The organism is Actinomycetospora sp. C-140 (genome assembly GCF_054796175.1).
The window spans coordinates 76443-94373 of record NZ_JBTWNF010000012.1 but is presented as its reverse complement, the minus strand read 5'-3'; the positions used below and the strand labels follow the sequence as shown (position 1 = coordinate 94373).

The window sequence follows — 17931 nt, the reverse complement described above, 5'->3', positions numbered from 1 at the left end:
CTGGCTGCGTGACCGAGGCACTGGAGACGACCGTGACCGTCCTCCCTCCCGCCACCGGTGCGTGGCGGGAGGGGGACCCGGTCGGCGACCGGCGCTTCGTCGACATCGGCCCGGTCGCGCTCGAGAACGGCGAGACCCTTCCCGACGTCCGGGTGGCCTACGAGACGTGGGGCGAGTTCGACGGGTCGAACGCGGTGCTCGTGCTGCACGCGCTCACCGGCGACAGCCACGTCACCGGCGATGCCGGGCTCGGGCACCCGACGCCCGGCTGGTGGTCGGGGATGATCGGGCCGGGCCGGGCCGTGGACACCGACCGCTGGTTCGTCGTGGCGCCCAACGTCCTCGGCGGCTGCCAGGGCACGACGGGTCCCTCCAGCACGGCCGCGGACGGGCGGCCGTGGGGGTCGCGGTTCCCGCGGACGACGGTGCGCGACCAGGTCGCGGTGGAGGAGGAGGTCGCCGACGTCCTGGGCATCGAGCGCTGGGCGGCGGTGCTCGGCGGGTCCATGGGCGGGATGCGCGCCCTCGAGTGGGCCGTGATGCACCCGTCGCGGGTGGAGCGGCTGCTGCTGCTGTGCTCGCCGGCGGCGGCGTCGGCGGACCAGATCGCCTGGGCCGCCCCGCAGATCGCCGCCATCCGCGACGACCCGAACTGGCACGGCGGCGACTACCACGACCTGCCGCGGGGCCACGGCCCGCACCTCGGCCTGGGCGTCGCCCGGCGGATCGCGCACAACACCTACCGCAGCGCCGAGGAGTACGACACGCGCTTCGCCCGGCGGCCCCAGCCGGGCGAGGACCCCGACGCCGGCGGGCGCTACGCGATCGAGAGCTACCTCGACCACCACGCCGAGAAGCTCGTCCACCGCTTCGACGCCGCCAGCTACGTCGCGCTCACCGAGGCCATGAACGGCCACGACGTCGCCCGCGGTCGCGGCTCGCTGCGCGAGGCGCTCGAGCGGGTGACCGCGCGCACGGTCGTCGCGGGGTCGTCGTCGGACCGGCTCTACCCGCTGCACCAGCAGGAGGAGCTCGCCGCCCTCATCCCCGGGGCCACGGACGTCCGGCTCATCGACTCGCCGTACGGGCACGACGCGTTCCTCATCGAGGCGCGGCGTCTCGAGCAGATCCTGGCGGAGCTCTTGTCGCTATAAGGTCGCGGGCTGGTCGGCGACCTCGTGCAGCAGCGCGTGCACGGTCTCGTCGGCCAGCCGGTAGCGCACGACGCGCCCTGCCCGCTGGGTGGCGACGAGCCCCTGGGCGCGCAGGAGGCGCAGCGCCTGCGAGGTGGTCGTGTCCTTGAGGCCCGCGGCGACCGCGAGGTCGGACACGCAGATCTCGCCCGCCGTGTGGATGCAGAGCAGCAGCGTCAGGCGGGTGGGGTCCGCGAGCAGGGCGAACCGGGTGACCCAGGCGTGGATGGTGTCGCCCGCCGGCAGCGCGGCGACCGCGTCGCACACCTTGTGGTCCTCGTCGAGCGCGCGGTGGCGCTGCTCGGCGCGGGCGGCGTCCTCCGGGGTGCCGTCCGAGGGCTCGGTGAGGTGCACCGACCCATCGTGTCATCCTCACGCGGCGCCCGGGTGACGGCACGAGCAGTGGGGGGACGACCAGCGTGACCGGACCGACGGATCTCGCCGCACGACGCGTCACCCCGGACCTCGCCCGCGGGCTGATGCTGGCGCTGATCGCCGTGGCCAACGCGCACCTCTACCTCGTCGCGCGCCCGATCGGCTACCGCGGCTATCCGGCCGGGCTCACCGGCGGGGACGCGGTGCTCGCCGCGGTGCAGATGGTGCTCGTCGACGGGCGCGTCTACCCGCTGTTCGCCGCGCTCGTCGGCTACGGCGTTGCGCGGTTGGCCGAGCGGGCCACCTCCGACGGCGTGCTCAAGCGGCGCGGCCTCGCGCTGCTCGGGATCGGCGCCCTGCACGGGTTCCTGCTCTTCCCCGGCGACATCATCGGCGCCTACGGGCTGGTGGTCCTGCTGCTCGCGCCCTCGCTGGCCGGCCCGCGGCCGGTGTCGTCGCGGGCGCTGGGGGTGCTGGCCGCGGTGTTCGCGGGCCTCTCGGTACTGCTCGGGGCGGGCCAGGGCACGCCGCAGGGGGCGCCCACGGTGCCCTCGGTCGCCGCGCCGACCCTCGGCGCGTTCCTCGCGGCGCACCCGGGCGAGTGGCTGGTGACGGCCGTCTTCTCCGCGCTGCTCACGGCGCCGGCGGTGCTGGTCGGCGTCGTGATCGCGCGGACGAGGACGCTCGACGAGCCCGAGGCGCACCGGGGCCGGCTGGGGTGGTGGGCGCTGGGGGGCCTGCTGGGCTCGGTGGTGCTCGGGCTCCCGCTGGCCCTGGCCGTCGCCGGGGCCTGGGCGCCGTCCGGGACCGTCGGCGCGGTCGCGGGCGCGGCGCACACGGCCGGCGGCTACGCGGGCGCGCTCGGGCTGCTCGGGGTGACGGGCCTGCTCGGCTCGGTGCGCTGGCCCGGCCGGGACCTGATCGCCGCGTCGGGGACCTGGTCGATGACGCTGTACCTGTCGCAGTCGGTGGTGTTCGTGGCCGTGTTCGCGACGGTCGCCGGCGGGCTCGGTGCGACGGCGTCGCTGACGTCCGCGACGCTCGTGGGCCTGGCGACCTGGCTCGTCGGGCTGCTCGTCGCCGGCCCGCTCGCCCGCGCCGGTCATCGCGGCCCGGCCGAGCTGGTCGTCCGCCGTCTGACCTACGCCGGCGGGGCCGCCGGGAAGTCCACCGCGCTGTAGATCAACGGCAGCTCCCCGGAGCGGGGACCCGGCGCCGTGTCCGTGACCACGGACTCCGGGGTCACGCTGCCCACGTAGGTCAGCGTGTCGATCACCCACGGCAGGTTGGTCGCCGTGAGGGGCTGGGGGGAGTCCATGAGCTGGAAGTGCAGGTGGGACTCGCTGGTGTTGCCGGAGTTCCCGGTGCGCGCGATCTCCTGCCCGCGGCGGACGCGGTCGCCCACGCGGACCTCGGGCGACCCGGTCTCCAGGTGCGCGTAGAAGGCGAAGACCCCGTTGCCGAGGTCGAGGACGACCCGGTTCCCGCCCAGGTCGTTGGCGGGGAGCGGCAGGAACTGGTGCGGCGGCGCCTCCGGGAGGTCGCCGACGACCGCGACGACGGTGGCGTCCGCGACGGCGAGGACGGGCTGGTCGAACGTGAAGTAGCTCTCGTTGCGGGCCGGGTCGCCGGCGTAGGTGGCCTGGGTGCCCGCGGCCAGGTCGACGATGGGCCGGGCGCGCAGGTCGAAGCGCGACCAGTCGACCGCGTAGCGCTCGGCGCCGTTGATGCGCCCGTCGAGCGGCAGCATCGCGCCGCGGTGCGGTGACAGCTCGCAGCACGCGTTGACGGCGACCCAGCTCGGACCGGTGAGCGGCGGGCCGATCACGACCGGGGCGCGCCCGTCGACCCGCACGGGCAGGCCCGTGACCTGCTCGCTGGTGGCCGGGAAGTTCTCGGCGAACTCCGCCTGCCCGGCCGGCAGCGGCCCGAAGGTGGCCCGGACCCGGTGCACCATCGCGGCGGGCACCGCCTCCGGGCGGTCGTAGACATCCTCCAGGACCAGCAGGGCCGTCCGTCCGCCCGGGATCGAGGAGACCGGCACCGGCGGGAGCGTGTAGTCCCCGACGAGCAGCGACCGGGCCGTCACCTCGGCCCCGGAGACGGCGCCGACGACCCGGCCGGCGGGGCCATCGGCGAGCGACTCGATCGAGGTCAGGGTCGCGGCCCGCGGGCCGGCGTTGAGCACCTGCAGCTCGTAGACGACGTGGAAGCGGCCGTCCGTGCCGCGGACCGGCGCCGGGGGCTGGTCGAGCGGCGTGATCACCAGCGGCAGGAACGTCGCGGGGTCCTGGGGGGCGGGACCGGCCGGCGGAGGTCCGGTGCCGGCCGTGCCGCCGCACGCGGCGAGCGCCAGGGCCGTCACGAGGACGGAGGCGGCGAGGCGGGCGTGGCGCATACCGGCTCCTGGGGGTCGCGGGGCGGGCTGACGCAGGCCGACGCTAGGGAGTCCGGGGGCCGTGGGGCATGGACCCAGGTCCCGTACCGGGGCCGGGCCGACGTCCCTTCCCGGTGGGCGGCCCCCCGCCTACGGTTCGCGGGGTGCCGTCGGCGCACCGCGCCGCGGCGGCACCGCGGCTCCTCGTCGCGTCGCCGACGGACGTGCTCGACCCGGCACGGGCGGCGTGTCACGGTTCACCCGTGATCACCGGGGGGACGCGGTCGAGCGCGTCGACGCGGACGCTCCGCCTCGCCCTGGCCGTGCTCGTGGGCTCCACCCTGCTCACCGCGGCGATCGAGATGGTCCTGCTCGTGGGCAGCCGGGAGGCCCCCTACGGGCTGCTCGTCCTGCTCCCGTCGACCGGGGTCGTGTACGTCGCCGTGGGCGCGGTCGCGTGGGCGCGGCGCCCGAGCAACCGCACCGGCGTCCTCCTCGTCGCGGGCGGCCTCGCCTGGCTCGTCGCGGGGCTGGTCAACACGCTCGTGCCGCTGCTGATCGCCGCGGGCCAGATCGCCGCCTGGGTGCCCGTCGCCGTCGTCCTGCACGCGCTGCTGGCGTTCCCGTCGGGACGCCTGGGCGGCCGCGGTGCGCGCCTGCTCGCCGCGGCGGGCTACGTCACCGCCGTCGTGCCCCAGCCGGTGCGGTACGCGACCACGCCCCTGGCGCCGCCCTACGACCCGCTGTTCCTCGCCGACCGGCCGGACGTCGCGCACGCGGCCTCGGTGGCGCAGTCCGTCGTCGCGGCGCTCCTCGTCGGGGCCGTCGCCGGTGTGCTCGTGCGCCGGCTCGTCACCGCCGACCGGGCGCGGCGCCGGGCACTGTCGCCGGTCTACGCCTACGGGGCGGTCGCGGTGCTCGGGGTGGCGGTGCTCAGCGCGCTGAGCCGCTACGCCGGGGTCGACCCGATCGTCGTGCCCCTCGTGCAGCTGCTCGTGCAGGCCGGCGTCCCGGTGGCGTTCACCGCGGCGATGCTCCGCGGCGGGTTCGCCCGCACCGGCGAGCTCGAGGAGCTCGCGGCCTGGATCGCGCGCCCCGGACGCGAGGGCGACCTGCGCGGTGCCCTCGCCCGCGCGCTGGGCGACCCGTCGCTGACGCTCGCGTTCCGGGTGGACCGCCCCGAGGGGCCCGACGCCCGGTGGGTCGACGAGGCGGGGGCACCGGTCGCGGTGCCGGCCCCCGGCGCCGACCGTGTCGGTGCGCCGGTCGTGCTAGGGGCGCGCGAGGTCGCCGTCGTGGTCCACGACCGCGCTCTGCTGCCGGACCCGGAGCCGGTCCAGGCGGCGGGCCGGATCATCGCGCTCGCGGCCGACCGGGAGCGGCTCACCGCCGAGCTGCTCGCCAGCCGGGACGAGCTGCGCGCGTCACGGTCCCGGCTGCTCGCCGCCGAGGACGGCGAGCGGCGCCGGCTCGCGCGCGACCTGCACGACCGGCTCCAGAGCCGCCTGGTGATGCTCGCCGTCACCGCCTCCGGCGCCGCCGTCGCCTCGGTGGGCGTGGAGGGGTCGCTGGCCGCGGTGCGCCGGGGGGTCGACGACGTCATCACCGAGCTGCGCGACCTGGTCCAGGGCGTGCTGCCCGCCCTGCTGATCGAGCGCGGTCTGGTCGCCGCGGTGGAGGACCTCGCGGAGCGCAGCCCGCTCCCGCTGGTGCTCACCACCGCGCCGGGCGCCGACGACGCCCTGCCGCCGGCGGTCGAGAGCACCGCCTACCACGTGGTCGTCGAGGCGGTGACGAACGCGGTGAAGCACGCGCAGGCGACGTCGGTCGGCGTCGAGGTGCTGCGACGGGACGACCGGCTCCGGGTGGCCGTCCTCGACGACGGGACGGGCGGCGCCGTGGTCGGTGCGGGGGCCGGCCTGCGGGGCATCGCGGACCGCGCCGGGGCGCTCGGGGGCACGGTCGTGCTCGACAGCGTCCCGGGCCGCGGGACCAGGCTGGTCGTGGAGGTGCCGTGCGGGTCGTGATCGGTGAGGACGAGGCCCTCCTGCGCGAGGGGCTGGTCCTCGTCCTCGAGCGCGCCGGGATCGAGGTCGCGGGCAGCGCGGCGGACGCCGAGGAGGTCGTCGCCCTCGTGCGGCGGTGTCGGCCCGACGTGCTGCTCACCGACATCCGGATGCCGCCGCGGCACACCGACGACGGCCTGCGCGCCGCGGTGCGCGTCCGCGCGGAGGTCCCGGGAACGGGGGTCGTCGTCCTGTCCCAGCACGTCCAGCGCCGGTACGCGCTCGAGCTGCTCGGCGACCGGGCCGCCGGCGTCGGGTACCTGCTCAAGCACCGGATCGCCGACGGTGTGGGCTTCTGCGACGACCTGCGCCGCGTCGCGGCCGGCGGCACCGCGCTCGACCCGGAGGTCGTCGCGGCCATGATGTCCCGCCACGACGACGCCATCGAGCGCCTCGGGCCCCGGCGGCGGCAGGTCCTCGCCCTCCTCGCCGAGGGCCGGACGAACAGCGCGATCGCCCGCCGGCTGTCGATCACCGAGAAGGCCGTCGTCGCGCACTCGTCGGGGATCTACGACGCCCTCGGTCTCGTAGCGACCGACGACGACCACCGGCGGGTCCTCGCGGTCGTCCGCTACCTCACGCGGGCGCGCTGACGACCGCGGGAACCGTGGGTGAGCGGACGCTGGGCCCAACGGGTGACGGCCGACGCTCATCCGGGCTGCAGCGCTCACACTGGGCGACCCGTGGCGCTCGGAGCCGCGGAGAACAGGAGACCGCAGAGGAGACCACGATGTCCGCCATCGAGCACCGCGACATGTCCGCCCCCGACGAGACCCGCGCGCCGGAGAAGACCACGCTGCAGGTGGTGTCGCTCGGCGGCGCCTCCGTCGCCCGCCTCACGCTCCAGCCAGGGTGGCGCTGGTCGGCGTGCATCAAGCCGGTCGTGGGCGGGACGAGCTGCCAGGCCGCGCACCTCGGCTACCTGGTGTCGGGACGCATGCACGTGGTGGCCGACGACGGCACGGAGGCCGACCTCGGCGCGGGGGAGTGCTACCGGCTCGAGCCCGGGCACGATGCCTGGGTGGTCGGCGACGACCCCGTCGTCGGCCTGGAGTTCGAGACCAAGACCGCCGAGACGTACGCCCGCGGCTGACCCGATACGTGAGCGAACTTTGGGCCTATAGGCCCAAAGTTCGCTCACATAGGGTCGGGGGCGATGAGGGAACTGCCACCGCCGGTGCGCTGGTGGGGGCACCCGCTGGGCGAGGCGCGGGTGCACCTGGAGCTGGCGCGGCTCATGGTCAGCGACACGTGGCGCGGTGACGGCGTCCCGCACGGCGACGGCGACCCGGTCCTGCTCGTGCCAGGGTTCCTCGCCGGCGATCTGACGCTCACCGTCCTGCACGACTGGCTCCGCCGCGTCGGGCACCGCTCCTACCGCTCGGGGATCGCCTGGAACGTCGACTGCTCCGAGGCCGCCGTGCGTCGCCTGGACCGCAGGCTCACCGAGGTCGCCGAGCGCGCCGGCGCCCCGGTCACCCTCGTCGGGCACAGCCGCGGCGGCCTGCTCGCCCGCGCCCTGGCCGCCCGCAGCCCCGAGCGCGTGCGCCGCGTCGTGGCGCTCGGCAGCCCGCTGGCCTCCCAGCTCGACGCGTCGGTGCTGACGCTCGCGGCGGTCAGCGGCGCCCGCGTCGCCCAGAACCTCGTGCGCCCCCATCGCCCGCACTGCCTGACCGTCCGGTGCCCCTGCCCGTTCGGCGGCGACCTCGTCGCCCCCGCCGCACCCCCGCTCGTCACCATCTGGAGCGCCGAGGACGGGATCGTCCGACCCTCGTCGTGCCGGCCGGACGACGCCGAGAGCATCGAGGTCCGCGGCAGCCACGTCGGCCTCGGCGTCAACGTCGAGGTCTACCGCCGGCTGGCCGAGGTCCTCGTGCGACCCCCCGTGCGACCCTGACCACCGTTTGGTCCCCCGCCGGTCAGGGCACGATGGGCGCATGGCTGTGTGGACCCCCGCCGACATCGGAGACCAGACCGGGCGGACGTTCGTCGTCACCGGCGCCAACTCGGGGATCGGGCTCGAGGCCTCCCGGGAGCTGGCGCGGGCCGGCGCCCACGTGGTGCTCGCCGTGCGCGACACCGAGAAGGGGGCGCGGGCCGCGGCGGAGATCGGGGGCGACACCGACGTCCGCAGGCTCGACCTGGCGGACCTGGCCTCGGTGCGCGCGTTCGTCGCCGACCTCGACGGGCCCGTCGACGTCCTGATCAACAACGCCGGGCTGATGGCGATCCCCGAGCGGCGCACCGCCGACGGGTTCGAGATGCAGGTCGGCACCAACTTCCTCGGCCACTTCGCGCTCACCGGCCTGCTGCTCGACGTCATCACCGACCGGGTCGTGACGCTCTCCAGCGCCGTGCACCGGATGGGCAGCATCGACCTGTCCGACCTCAACTGGCGCCGCCGGCGCTACCAGCGCTGGCTCGCCTACGGGCAGTCCAAGCTCGCCGACCTGATGTTCGCCTACGAGCTCGAGCACCGGTTCGTCGCCGCCGGCTCGCCGCTGCGCTCGATGGCCGCCCACCCCGGCTACAGCGCCACGAACCTGCAGAGCCGCACCGAGTCGGTGCAGGACGCGGTGATGGGCCTGTTCAACAAGGTCGTCGCCCAGGGCCCGGAGATGGGGGCCCAGCCCACGCTCTACGCCGCGACGGTGCCCGACCTGCCCGGCGGCACCTACGTCGGCCCGAGCGGGTTCCAGGAGATCTCCGGGCCGCCCGTGCCGGTCGGCTCCACGGTCGCGTCCCACGACCGCGAGGTGCAGGCCGCGCTGTGGGACCTCGCGTCCGAGCTCACCGGGGTGACGCCGCGCATCCGCGCCGGCGCCCCGTCCTGACCACCTCGACGGAGGCGCCGTTGACGCAGCTGCAGCGCTGCGTCGACGGCGACCTCCCGCTCGCCCCCGTCCACGCCGTCGTGGGCGCCCGGCTGCGCGCGATCGAGCCGGGGCGGTCCGACGCGACGATGACGGCTCCCCCCGCGGGGCTGGACGCCGCCCTGTGGCTGCTCGCCGACTTCGTGTCGGGTCTCGCGGTCACCGGGACGCTCGGCGCCGGGGAACGGATCACCACCCTGCGCCTGACGCTGCACGTGCTCACCCGCGCGGTCGCCGGCGGGACGCTGCACGCCGTCGGCTGCCTCGACGAGCGCGGGCCGGACGTCGCGCTCTCCACCGCCGTGATCACCGACGCGGCCGGGGCGACCGTCGCCCGCGCGCACGGCCGCAACGCGATCCTGGCCGACGCGGTCGCCGCCGCCACCCGCGTCGGCGCCGCGCCGGACTGGTCGGCCCCCCCGCGGTCGGCCGCCGACCTCGTCGTCGAGGGCACGCCGCCGGACCCGCTCGCGGTCAACTACGCCGGCGTCGTGCAGGGCGGGGTGCTCGCGTCGCTGCCCGCGCGGGCGCTCGAGCCGCTGCTGGGCGGCCCGCCCGACGAGGCGACCGCGTCGTTCCTGCGCGCCGTGCCCGCCGACGGGCGGGCGGTCCACACGGAGGCCGAGCTCCAGCACGGGGGCCGGCGCCTGCGCACCGGCCGGGCCGCGCTGCGCGACGACGACGGCCGCACGGTGCTGACCGTCGAGGGCCTGCGCTACACGGCCTGAGCCATCGCGGCGGTCCGTGCCTCCCCGGCGCGCTGCGACCGGCGGGCCCACACGACCGTCGCCGTGACGAGCAGGCCGATGACCAATGGCGGCACGACGGCGTTGACGACGACCATCGTCGCCACCGGCAGCCGGTAGGTCAGCACCGCGCGGGCCACGGCCTCGAGGACGAACGTCGCGCCCCACATCAGGGTCAGCCCGCGCTGGGTGCGCCGGAAGCCCGGGTAGGCCCACAGCCCGTTCCACCACGCGACGCGCTCCGGGTCGCCGTTCGTGGCGAACCGCCGCCCGAACAGGAACATCAGCGGACGCGAGGTCGGCACCGTCACCAGCAGGACGAGGCCGAACAGGCCGGTCACCGCCGACTCCTTGAGCAGGATCAGCCGCGGGTCGTCGAGGAAGAGCGCCGCGACGACACCGAGCGCGAGGAAGACGAGCACGACGGTGCTGAACTCGTCGAGGCGCCGCCGCCACACGGCCGTGATCACCAGTTCGACCACGGGGCCGACCGCGCCGAGCAGCAGTGCCGGGACCTCGCCGACGCCGTGGTCGGTCGCGACGTCGTAGGCGACGATCGGGAACGCGACGCTGAGCAGCGCCGTGAGCGCCCAGGGAAGGATCTTCGCCACCGTCGGCCCCCACATGTGACGCTAGGATTCACGAGCGTGAGCGAGAGCGTAGCGCGTCGGAGCCCCACCGTGGGCCTCGTCGCGTACCTGTTCGCGATCTCCGGTCGCGAGGAGCTGCCCGGTGCGGCGCTGGTCGAGCTGCTCGGCGAGCTCGGTCTCTCGCCGGCGGCGGCCCGGCAGCTGTTCGCGCGGATGCGCGCGGCGGGCCAGCTGGCGGGGCGTCGCAGCGGTCGCCGCACCCACCACCGCCTCGTCGGGCCGATCGCGGCGCAGGTGGCGTCGCTGCAGTCGCCACCGCCGCCCCGGGAGCCGTGGGACGGGCAGCTCCACGCCGTGCTCCACCACGTCCCCGAGCGCGAGCGCGCGTTCCGCGACCGGCTGCGTCGCGTCGCCGGGCTCCTCGGGTACGGGTCGCTGCAGCCCGGGGTGCTGGTCGCCGCCGCCGACCGGTGGGCGGAGCTCGAGGCCGCGCTGGGTCCGGTGCCGCCGGACGCGGTGGTCCGCCGGGCGCGGCTGGCGCTGGACGCCCGTGACGTCCCCGGCGCGGTGTCGGCGGCGTGGGACCTGGAGGGCCTCGCGGCCGACCTGCGCGGCCACCACGCCGCCGTCCGTGCCGCGCTCGGGGAGGTCGACGACCCGCCGGCGACCGCGGACACGCTGCGCCGCCTCGCCGCGCTGACGAACCAGGCCAACGTCGACCTGCTGCGCGACCCCGGCCTGCCGCCCGAGCTCCGGCCGCAGCACTGGCCGGGCGACCCCTTGCGCCGCGACCTCGGCGCCCTCGCCGCGCGCTGGCTGCCGGCGGCGCGCGCGTTCGTCGCGGCGCGCGTCGCGGCGAACGGTGGGTGACGAGCCTCGCCTGCCCGCGTGGGCGCCGGCGTGATGAGGTGGCGCGGTGAGCGTGACCGTGGTCGGGATCGGCGCCGAGGGGTGGCCCGGGCTGGGCGAGCCCGCGCGCACCGCGCTGGGCAAGGCCGACGTGGTCCTGGGCGCGCCCCGTCAGCTCGCCCTGCTGCCGTCGCTGTCCGCCGAGCAGGTCATCTGGCCCACGCCGCTGATGCCCGCGCTGCCGGGCCTGCTCGCCGAGCACGCCGACCGGACGCTCGTCGTCCTCGCCAGCGGCGACCCCACGTTCTACGGCATCGGCTCCGCCGTCCTCGGTCACGCGCCCGACGCGACCGTGCTGCCCGCGCCCTCGTCGCTGGCGCTCGCGTGCGGGCGGCTGGGCTGGGCGGCGCAGGACGTGGAGGTCCTCTCGACGGTCGGGCGCCCGCTCGACGCGGTCCGGGCCGCGCTCGCGCCGCGGCGGCGCCTGCTCGTGCTCGTCCCCGACGCCGACGCCCCTGCCGCGCTCGCCGCCGCGCTGACCTCGTGGGGTTACGGCGAGGCGCGGCTGACGGTGCTGGCGTCGCTCGGCGCGCCGGAGGAGTCGCGGGTCGACGGCACCGCCGCGGACTGGACCCACGCCCCGGGCGACCCGCTCGCCGTCGTCGCCGTGACCTGCCCCGAGATCCCCGCCGACCCGCTGCTCGGACGTGCCCCGGGGTTGCCGGACGACGTCTACGACCACGACGGCCAGCTGACCAAGGCCGAGGTCCGCGCGCTCTCGGTGGCGGCGTTGCGCCCGGCGCCGGGCGCGCTGCTCTGGGACGTCGGGGGCGGCGCGGGCAGCATCGGGATCGAGTGGATGCGCCACCACCCCGCGTGCCGCGCCGTGAGCGTCGAGGTGCGGTCCGACCGGGCGACACGGATCTCGGCCAACGCCACGGCGCTGGGGGTGCCCGGGCTGCGCGTGGTCGTCGGGAAGGCTCCCGAGGCGCTCTCCGCCCTGGACCCGCCCGACGCGGTCTTCGTCGGCGGGGGCGCCTCGACCGACGGGATGCTCGACGCCGTCTGGGCCGCGCTGCGCCCGGGCGGCCGGCTCGTCGTCAACACCGTCACCGTCGAGGGTGAGGCCGCGCTCGTCGCGTTCCGGGCCGCGCACGGCGGCGCCCTGCGCCGGATCGGGATCGAGCGCGTCGCGCCGGTCGGGCGGTTCGGCGGCTGGCGCCCGCTGGCCGGCGTCACCCAGCTCGTCGCACGGAAGGACCCTGCGTGACCGTCCGCTTCGTCGGTGCCGGGCCCGGCGCCCCCGACCTCATCACCGTGCGCGGGCTGCGCGCGCTCGCGACCAGCCCGGTCTGCCTGTACGCGGGCTCGCTGGTGCCCGAGGAGCTGCTCGCGCAGTGCCCGCCGCACGCGCACAAGGTCGACACCGCGCGGATGACCCTCGACGAGATCACCGCGTCGCTCGTGGAGGCGCACGCGGCGGGCCACGACGTCGCGCGGCTGTGCTCCGGGGACCCGGCGGTGTTCTCGGCGGTCGCCGAGCAGACGCGCCGCCTCGACGACGCCGGCGTGCCGTGGGAGATCGTGCCCGGGGTGCCGGCGTTCGCCGCGGCGGCCGCCGCCCTGCGCACCGAGCTGACCGTGCCCGGCGTCGGCCAGTCCGTCGTGCTCACCCGCGACGCGGCGAACGCGACCCCGATGCCGGCGGGGGAGTCGCTCGACGTCTGGGCCGCGGCGGGCGGGACGCTCGTGCTGCACCTGGCCGTGCAGCGCTGCGACGCGGTGGTGGAGGCGCTCCGGCGGCACCGCCCCGCGACCGAACCCGTGGCGGTCGTGGCGCGGGCGTCGCGCGACGACGAGGTCGTGCTGCGCGGGACGCTCGCCGACATCGCCGCCCGCGTCGCGGAGGCCGGGGTGCAGCGGACGGCGGTGATCGTCGTGGGACCGGTCGTCGGTGAGGCCGGCGGCTGCGACTCGCACCTGTACTCCGCGGCGCGCGCGCGGCCGTGAGGGGTGTAGCGGCGCCGCGTGGAGATCAGGAGCGCGGTGTGCACGTCCGGGGACGCGTCAAGGTTCGTGGCGCGCTCCTGATCACGGTCGGGGCTCGCCGTCGGGTCCGCGGCATGTTCCTCCGTCCCGCGGCGAGACGCCCGTGACGCCCCGGGTCCTCGTCCTCGGCGGCACGGCCGAGGCGCGGGACCTGGCGTCGCGGCTCGCCGCCGACGGCGTCGACGTCACCACGTCCCTGGCCGGCCGGACGCGACATCCGCGGCTCCCCGACGGCGACGTGCGCACAGGCGGGTTCGGGGGCGTCGACGGGCTGGCCGCGGCGCTGGAGGACGTCGACGTCCTCGTCGACGCGACCCACCCCTTCGCCGCGACGATGAGCGCGCACGCCGCCGACGCCGCCGACCGCACCGGCACCCGGTTGATCGTGCTGCGACGGCCGGGGTGGACGGCCGGTCCGGGGGACCGGTGGACGCGGGTGCCGTCGCTCGAGGACGCCGCCGCGCGGATCGCTCCGGGGGAGCGCGTCCTGCTCGCCACCGGACGCCAGGGCGTCGAGGCCTTCGTCGACGTCGACGCGTGGTTCCTCGTGCGGGCGATCGAGACGCCCGACGTGCTCCCTGAGCGTTCCAAGCTCCTCCTCGCCTGCGGGCCCTTCGCCCTCGACGACGAGCGCGCGCTGCTCGACGAGCACCGCATCACCGTCGTCGTCGCCAAGGACTCCGGCGGTGCGACGGAGGCGAAGCTCGTCGCGGCGCGCGAGCGGGCGCTGCCGGTGATCCTCGTCGACCGCCCGCCCCTGCCCGAGCGCGTCGACGTCGTCGGCTCCGTCGACGAGGTGCTTAGCCGGATCGCGCCGGACGGCGTGTCGCGCGGGTGAGCGTGTGGCGATCCTGGCCCTGTCGGCGTGCTGTGTTGGATCTGCCAGGAAAGCCGCATCGCTCGACACGCCGGTGCTCTTGCGCCGGTGATCGAAGTACCGATACGGACGCTGAGCGTCTGTGACGGCACTTCGCTGACAACCCCTAGAACGCGAGGCCGACCGCGAGGATCGCCGCGACGACGAGGAGCAGGACGAGGTCCGGGCGGCCCGGGCGCTGGTCGGGGCCCGCGACCGCGCCGAGGCCGCCGCGGGCGGTGATCGCCTCGCCGGTCTCGGCGGCGCGGCGGGTGGCCATGGCGCAGGCGAGCATCGCCGTGCGGACGCCCTGGCGGACCTGCTCGCGCAGCGGCACCGAGACCCGTCCCACCGGCCGGCGCTGGCCGAGCAGGAGCCAGGCGGTGCGTCCCTCGGCGAGCAGGAGCGGGACCAGGCGCAGTCCCAGCGCGATCCCGGTCGCCGGGGTCCGCAGGGTCACGCCGACGCGACGCCCCAGCCGCACCAGGCGTTCGAGCAGCGGCGGGAAGGCGCCGAGCGGGGTGGTCGCGACGAGCAGGGCGGCACCGAGCAGCGAGACGAGCGTGGTGCCGAGGAACAGCACGACCCGCTCGAGGCCGCCGATGCTGAGCTCCGTGCCGAGCACGTCGATCAGCGGCGGGCGGGTGCTCACCGTCGAGAGCACGATCGCGGGCAGCCAGATCAGCAGCCAGCGGGGCGGGCGGGGGATCGCGCCGCGGGGCAGGCGGGCGACCAGCGCGCCGGTCAGCAGCACGGCCGTCGCGGCGCCGAGCGTCGGCCACGTCGGGTCGATCGCGAGCGCGAGGGCCATGGCGAGCAGCGCGGCGATCTTCGTCCCGGCCCACACCCGGTGCATCGGCGACGGCCCGGGCAGGGTGCGCACCGCGCCCAGCGCGCCGCGCCGCCGCCGCTCGGGGCCGGACGACGGGCGGGTCGTGACCATCTCGGGCGGCCCGTGCACGGCGCCGTCCTCGACGTGCAGGACTGCGTCGCCGAGATCGGCGAGCGGCGCGATGTCGTGGGTGACGACGACGAGCGTGGTCCCCGCCGCCCGCGCGGCGCGCAGCGCGTTCCGGACGGCCGCGGCGGCGTCGGTGTCGAGCCCGGCGAGCGGCTCGTCGAGCACCAGCACCCGCGGCCCGGCGCCCAGCAGCCCGGCGAGCAGGACGCGGCGCTGCTCGCCGCCCGAGAGCTCGTCGACGTTGCGGTCGCGGTAGGCGGCGGGGTCGAGCCCGAGCGCGGCGAGCGTGGTGTCGGCGGTGCGGGGCCCGACGCCGGCCGCGTCCTCGACCTCCTCGCCGACGGTCGGGCGCAGCAGCGCCGGGCGGGCGTGCTGCACGGCCAGCAGCGCCCCGTCGCGGCCGTTGCGCAGCGGTGCCCCGTCGAGGGTCGCGGTGCCGCGCGCGGGGGTGGCCAGGCCCGCGAGCAGCCAGGCGAGGCTCGTCTTCCCGGCGCCGTTGGGGCCGGTCACGAGCACCGTGTGCCCGGCGGGGATCCGCAGGTCGACCGCGGTGAGCACCGGGCGGCGCCACGGCGTGCCGGCGTCGTGGACGACGTCGACCCCGCGCAGCTGCAGCGTGCCGCCCGCGGGCGGCCGGGGCGGACCCCACGCCACGCCGGTCGGCGCGGGCCCCGCGGACGGGCCGGGCAGGGCGAGGGTCGCGTCGGCGGTGCCGGGGTCGTGGTGGGTGATGTGCAGGACCGCGACCCGCTCGGCGCGGGTGAGGCTGCGCAGCAGGTCGGTGACCTCGGTGCGCCCGTCGGGGTCGAGCATCGCGGTGCTCTCGTCGCTGACGACGACCGCGGGCCGGCGGGCGAGCAGCGCCGCGACCGCGAGGCGCTGCAGCTCGCCGCCCGAGAGCGTCGCGGTCTCCCGGTCCTCGGCGCCGCCGAGCCCGACACGGGCCAGCAGCTCGCCGACCGGGACGTCCTCGCCGGGCGGCAGCCCCCACCGCAGGTCGTCGGCGACGCGCACGCCCAGCACCTGGCTGTCCGGGCGCTGGAACACCATGCCCGTGCCGCCCACGACGCCCAGCCCGGCGTCCCCGGGGCGCTCGGCGGTGCCGGCGGCCGGCGCCCGCCCCGCCACCACGCGCCCGAGCGTCGATTTGCCGGCGCCGTTCGGGCCGGTGACGACGACGAAGCGCCCGGCGTCGAGGTCGAGGTCGACCGGCGGGCCCGACGGCAGCGCGACCCCCCGCAGCCGCAACGGCAGCGGGGCGACCTCCTCGGCGCTGCGCCCGGCGGGCAGGCGACCGGCGAGGTCGGTGGGCAGCAGCCGGCGCACCGCGCGCAGCGGGCGGGCCAGCACGAGCGCGGCCAGCGCCACGCCGATCAGCGAGCTGATCACGGCGATGGAGGGCAGCGTCACCCACCAGTAGTCGGTGATCGCCGCGACGGCACGGTCCCCGGCGGCCACGACCGGCTCGGGCACGCCGCCGCGCATCAGCCGCGCGAGCCCGCTCCACGAGGTCCGCAGCTGGTCGAGGACGAGCTCCCGGTACGCGGGGAACACCGCGAGCAGCGCGAGGCCCAGGAGCGACGCCGGCAGCGCGAGGGTGACGACGCCGGTCAGCGCGGTCCGCGGCGTCGACCAGCCGCGGCGGGCGGCGACCCCGATCAGCCAGCCGAGCGTCGCCGCGGACGCCGCCGACGTGGCCGGCCCGACGCCGCCGACGAGGAACGCGACCACGACGGCGACGAGCACCCCGACCGGCCCGGCGCGCCCCGGGCGCCGGGCCGTGAGGACGGCGAGCGGGAACGCGGCGATCACGACCCCGAGAGGGCCGATCGGGAAGAGGCGCGTCAGCACGCACACCACGGCCACGAGGTCGCCGAGGGCGGCCGACTCCGCCAGCTCCACCGCGTCGAGGGGCCGGCGCGGAGGCGACCGGCGGAAGCGCCGCACGGCGACAGTATGCCCGTCGCCAATCCGTGCGTTGACGCTAACGGAAGCGAGTACTAACGTTGTCGGTGTTCCCCTTCCCGACCGAGGAGGTCACCATGGGCGGTCCCGTCGCGTTCTTCGAGATCACCAGCACGGCCCCGGAGAAGATCCGGGACTTCTACACCGCGATGTTCGGGTGGTCGGCCGAGCCCGACCCGGCGATGGACGGCTACGCGATGGTCGACACCGGGGCGGGTGCCGACGCCATCGGCGGTGGCATCGGCCCGTCGCAGGCGCCGGGCGACACCGGTGTCAAGTTCTACGTCCGCGTCGACGACCTCGAGGCCGGCCTCGCGCGCGCCGGCGAGCTGGGTGCCGACACCCTCGCCCCGCCGATGGACCTGCCCGGCGACTACGGGCGCATCGCCGTCGTCGCCGACCCCGACGGGAACCCCGTGGGGCTCTGGGCGTGACGACGGGACTCTCGGGGCGCCGCGTCCTCACCACGCTGTGGGGCGCGGCGCTCGAGCACGCCCGCCGTCTCGTGCACGCCGCCGCCGTCGAACCCGGAGGAGTCCCCGTGTCCCGCGTCCTGTTCCAGGTCGTCCACTACCCCAGGCCCGAGCACCGCGCGGACATGATCGCCGCGATGGCCGTCATCCGCGAGACGTCCACCCACATCGCGGGCCTCGACGAGATCGGGGCCTTCGAGGAACCCGACGGCTCGCGGATCATCGCGCTGTCGGTCTGGGCGTCGGCCGAGGCGATGCAGGCGGGGATGGGCGAGCTGTTCGCCACGGTCGGCGACCTCCCGCTGGACCAGTGGGAGACCCGCCCGGCCGAGTCCGCGACGCTGACCCAGGTGGCCTGACACGATCACCCGGGTGAGCGACGATGACGAACGCTGGCTCTGCCTCGGCGGACGGCAGCACAGCTGGGTCGTGAGCGGTTACGACACCGGCAACGAGTACATGGCGGCCTACGAGCTGTTCTGCCCGACGTGCGGGCGGCTGGTCGGGCGCGACCGGGCCGACGAGACGTGGAACTGGGTGCCGCTCGAGGGGGACTGA

General features: G+C 76.7%; 19 protein-coding genes. 15 read left to right on the top strand and 4 right to left on the bottom strand.

From position 1 onward, the window contains the following. The first annotated feature begins 8 nt into the window (after window positions 1-8). Window positions 9-1154, top strand: a complete 1146-nt coding sequence (gene metX, locus ACR9E3_RS20125) for a homoserine O-acetyltransferase MetX (protein WP_460382297.1) — start codon at window positions 9-11, stop codon at window positions 1152-1154. On the opposite strand, the gene ACR9E3_RS20120 is transcribed toward metX, so the two are convergent. Then, window positions 1149-1460 carry an ArsR/SmtB family transcription factor gene (locus ACR9E3_RS20120; protein ID WP_460382421.1) on the bottom strand — a complete coding sequence of 104 codons (312 nt, stop codon included), beginning with the start codon at window positions 1458-1460 and terminating at the stop codon, window positions 1149-1151. The two genes, metX and ACR9E3_RS20120, sit on opposite strands and share 6 nt — an antisense overlap. Before the next feature lie 152 nt (window positions 1461-1612). Between ACR9E3_RS20120 and ACR9E3_RS20115 the strand changes: the two genes are divergently transcribed. Beyond that, window positions 1613-2749, top strand: coding sequence for a DUF418 domain-containing protein (locus ACR9E3_RS20115; protein ID WP_460382296.1), 1137 nt, complete (start codon window positions 1613-1615; stop codon window positions 2747-2749). Here ACR9E3_RS20115 and ACR9E3_RS20110 read toward each other — a convergent pair. Beyond that, complete coding sequence (locus ACR9E3_RS20110; RefSeq protein WP_460382295.1) at window positions 2710-3966, bottom strand: M23 family metallopeptidase; 1257 nt, start codon at window positions 3964-3966, stop codon at window positions 2710-2712. The genes ACR9E3_RS20115 and ACR9E3_RS20110 overlap by 40 nt on opposite strands. 242 nt (window positions 3967-4208) lie before the next feature. On the opposite strand from ACR9E3_RS20110, the gene ACR9E3_RS20105 reads away from it, so the two are divergent. The 6 genes from ACR9E3_RS20105 to ACR9E3_RS20080 all read left to right on the top strand — a co-directional run bounded on the left by ACR9E3_RS20105 (window position 4209) and on the right by ACR9E3_RS20080 (window position 9612). After that, window positions 4209-5972, top strand: a complete 1764-nt coding sequence (locus tag ACR9E3_RS20105; RefSeq protein WP_460382294.1) for a sensor histidine kinase — start codon at window positions 4209-4211, stop codon at window positions 5970-5972. Then, entirely contained in the window at window positions 5960-6604 is a 645-nt protein-coding gene (locus ACR9E3_RS20100; RefSeq protein WP_460382293.1) for a response regulator transcription factor, read from the top strand. The genes ACR9E3_RS20105 and ACR9E3_RS20100 overlap by 13 nt, the downstream gene beginning before the upstream one ends. A gap of 137 nt (window positions 6605-6741) precedes the next feature. Then, complete coding sequence (locus ACR9E3_RS20095) at window positions 6742-7104, top strand: cupin domain-containing protein (protein ID WP_460382292.1); 363 nt, start codon at window positions 6742-6744, stop codon at window positions 7102-7104. Window positions 7105-7167: 63 nt separating this feature from the next. Beyond that, window positions 7168-7908, top strand: coding sequence for an alpha/beta fold hydrolase (locus ACR9E3_RS20090; RefSeq protein WP_460382291.1), 741 nt, complete (start codon window positions 7168-7170; stop codon window positions 7906-7908). A gap of 40 nt (window positions 7909-7948) precedes the next feature. Beyond that, window positions 7949-8845, top strand: coding sequence for an oxidoreductase (locus tag ACR9E3_RS20085; protein WP_460382290.1), 897 nt, complete (start codon window positions 7949-7951; stop codon window positions 8843-8845). A 20-nt stretch (window positions 8846-8865) separates the two neighbouring features. Beyond that, window positions 8866-9612, top strand: a complete 747-nt coding sequence (locus tag ACR9E3_RS20080; RefSeq protein WP_460382289.1) for a PaaI family thioesterase — start codon at window positions 8866-8868, stop codon at window positions 9610-9612. Here ACR9E3_RS20080 and ACR9E3_RS20075 read toward each other — a convergent pair. After that, a complete protein-coding gene (locus tag ACR9E3_RS20075; RefSeq protein ID WP_460382288.1) occupies window positions 9600-10256 on the bottom strand; it encodes a VC0807 family protein in 657 nt (218 codons plus the stop codon). The genes ACR9E3_RS20080 and ACR9E3_RS20075 overlap by 13 nt on opposite strands. A 21-nt stretch (window positions 10257-10277) precedes the next feature. Here ACR9E3_RS20075 and ACR9E3_RS20070 point away from each other — a divergent pair, with 21 nt between their 5' ends. From ACR9E3_RS20070 to ACR9E3_RS20055, 4 genes are all read left to right on the top strand, one after another. Then, complete coding sequence (locus ACR9E3_RS20070; RefSeq protein ID WP_460382287.1) at window positions 10278-11090, top strand: PaaX family transcriptional regulator C-terminal domain-containing protein; 813 nt, start codon at window positions 10278-10280, stop codon at window positions 11088-11090. Window positions 11091-11136: 46 nt separating this feature from the next. Next, on the top strand, window positions 11137-12339 hold the full coding sequence (cbiE, locus tag ACR9E3_RS20065; protein WP_460382286.1) for a precorrin-6y C5,15-methyltransferase (decarboxylating) subunit CbiE: 1203 nt from the start codon (window positions 11137-11139) through the stop codon (window positions 12337-12339). Further along, window positions 12336-13079 carry a precorrin-4 C(11)-methyltransferase gene (cobM, locus tag ACR9E3_RS20060; RefSeq protein WP_460382284.1) on the top strand — a complete coding sequence of 248 codons (744 nt, stop codon included), beginning with the start codon at window positions 12336-12338 and terminating at the stop codon, window positions 13077-13079. Before cbiE ends, cobM begins: the two co-directional genes overlap by 4 nt. Window positions 13080-13221: 142 nt before the next feature. Continuing rightward, window positions 13222-13956, top strand: a complete 735-nt coding sequence (locus ACR9E3_RS20055; RefSeq protein ID WP_460382283.1) for a cobalt-precorrin-6A reductase — start codon at window positions 13222-13224, stop codon at window positions 13954-13956. A 145-nt stretch (window positions 13957-14101) separates the two neighbouring features. On the opposite strand, the gene ACR9E3_RS20050 is transcribed toward ACR9E3_RS20055, so the two are convergent. After that, window positions 14102-16882, bottom strand: coding sequence for a DUF2232 domain-containing protein (locus ACR9E3_RS20050; RefSeq protein ID WP_460382282.1), 2781 nt, complete (start codon window positions 16880-16882; stop codon window positions 14102-14104). Window positions 16883-16977: 95 nt separating this feature from the next. Between ACR9E3_RS20050 and ACR9E3_RS20045 the strand changes: the two genes are divergently transcribed. From ACR9E3_RS20045 to ACR9E3_RS20035, 3 genes are read left to right on the top strand one after another with little or no spacing between them, the layout of a single operon-like run. After that, complete coding sequence (locus ACR9E3_RS20045) at window positions 16978-17334, top strand: VOC family protein (protein WP_285658836.1); 357 nt, start codon at window positions 16978-16980, stop codon at window positions 17332-17334. After that, a complete protein-coding gene (locus tag ACR9E3_RS20040) occupies window positions 17331-17732 on the top strand; it encodes a hypothetical protein (RefSeq protein WP_460382281.1) in 402 nt (133 codons plus the stop codon). The genes ACR9E3_RS20045 and ACR9E3_RS20040 overlap by 4 nt, the downstream gene beginning before the upstream one ends. 13 nt (window positions 17733-17745) lie before the next feature. Next, window positions 17746-17931 (top strand): hypothetical protein, encoded by a 186-nt coding sequence (locus tag ACR9E3_RS20035; RefSeq protein WP_285658834.1) that lies wholly within the window; start codon window positions 17746-17748, stop codon window positions 17929-17931.

Excerpts from the sequence above, each read along its gene's own strand:
- ACR9E3_RS20110 (WP_460382295.1), bottom strand. The coding sequence starts at position 3,966 with ATGCGCCACGCCCGCCTCGCCGCCTCCGTCCTCGTGACGGCCCTGGCG.
- ACR9E3_RS20095 (WP_460382292.1), top strand. The coding sequence starts at position 6,742 with ATGTCCGCCATCGAGCACCGCGACATGTCCGCCCCCGACGAGACCCGC.
- ACR9E3_RS20090 (WP_460382291.1), top strand. The coding sequence starts at position 7,168 with ATGAGGGAACTGCCACCGCCGGTGCGCTGGTGGGGGCACCCGCTGGGC.
- ACR9E3_RS20085 (WP_460382290.1), top strand. The coding sequence starts at position 7,949 with ATGGCTGTGTGGACCCCCGCCGACATCGGAGACCAGACCGGGCGGACG.
- ACR9E3_RS20075 (WP_460382288.1), bottom strand. The coding sequence starts at position 10,256 with ATGTGGGGGCCGACGGTGGCGAAGATCCTTCCCTGGGCGCTCACGGCG.
- ACR9E3_RS20045 (WP_285658836.1), top strand. The coding sequence starts at position 16,978 with ATGGGCGGTCCCGTCGCGTTCTTCGAGATCACCAGCACGGCCCCGGAG.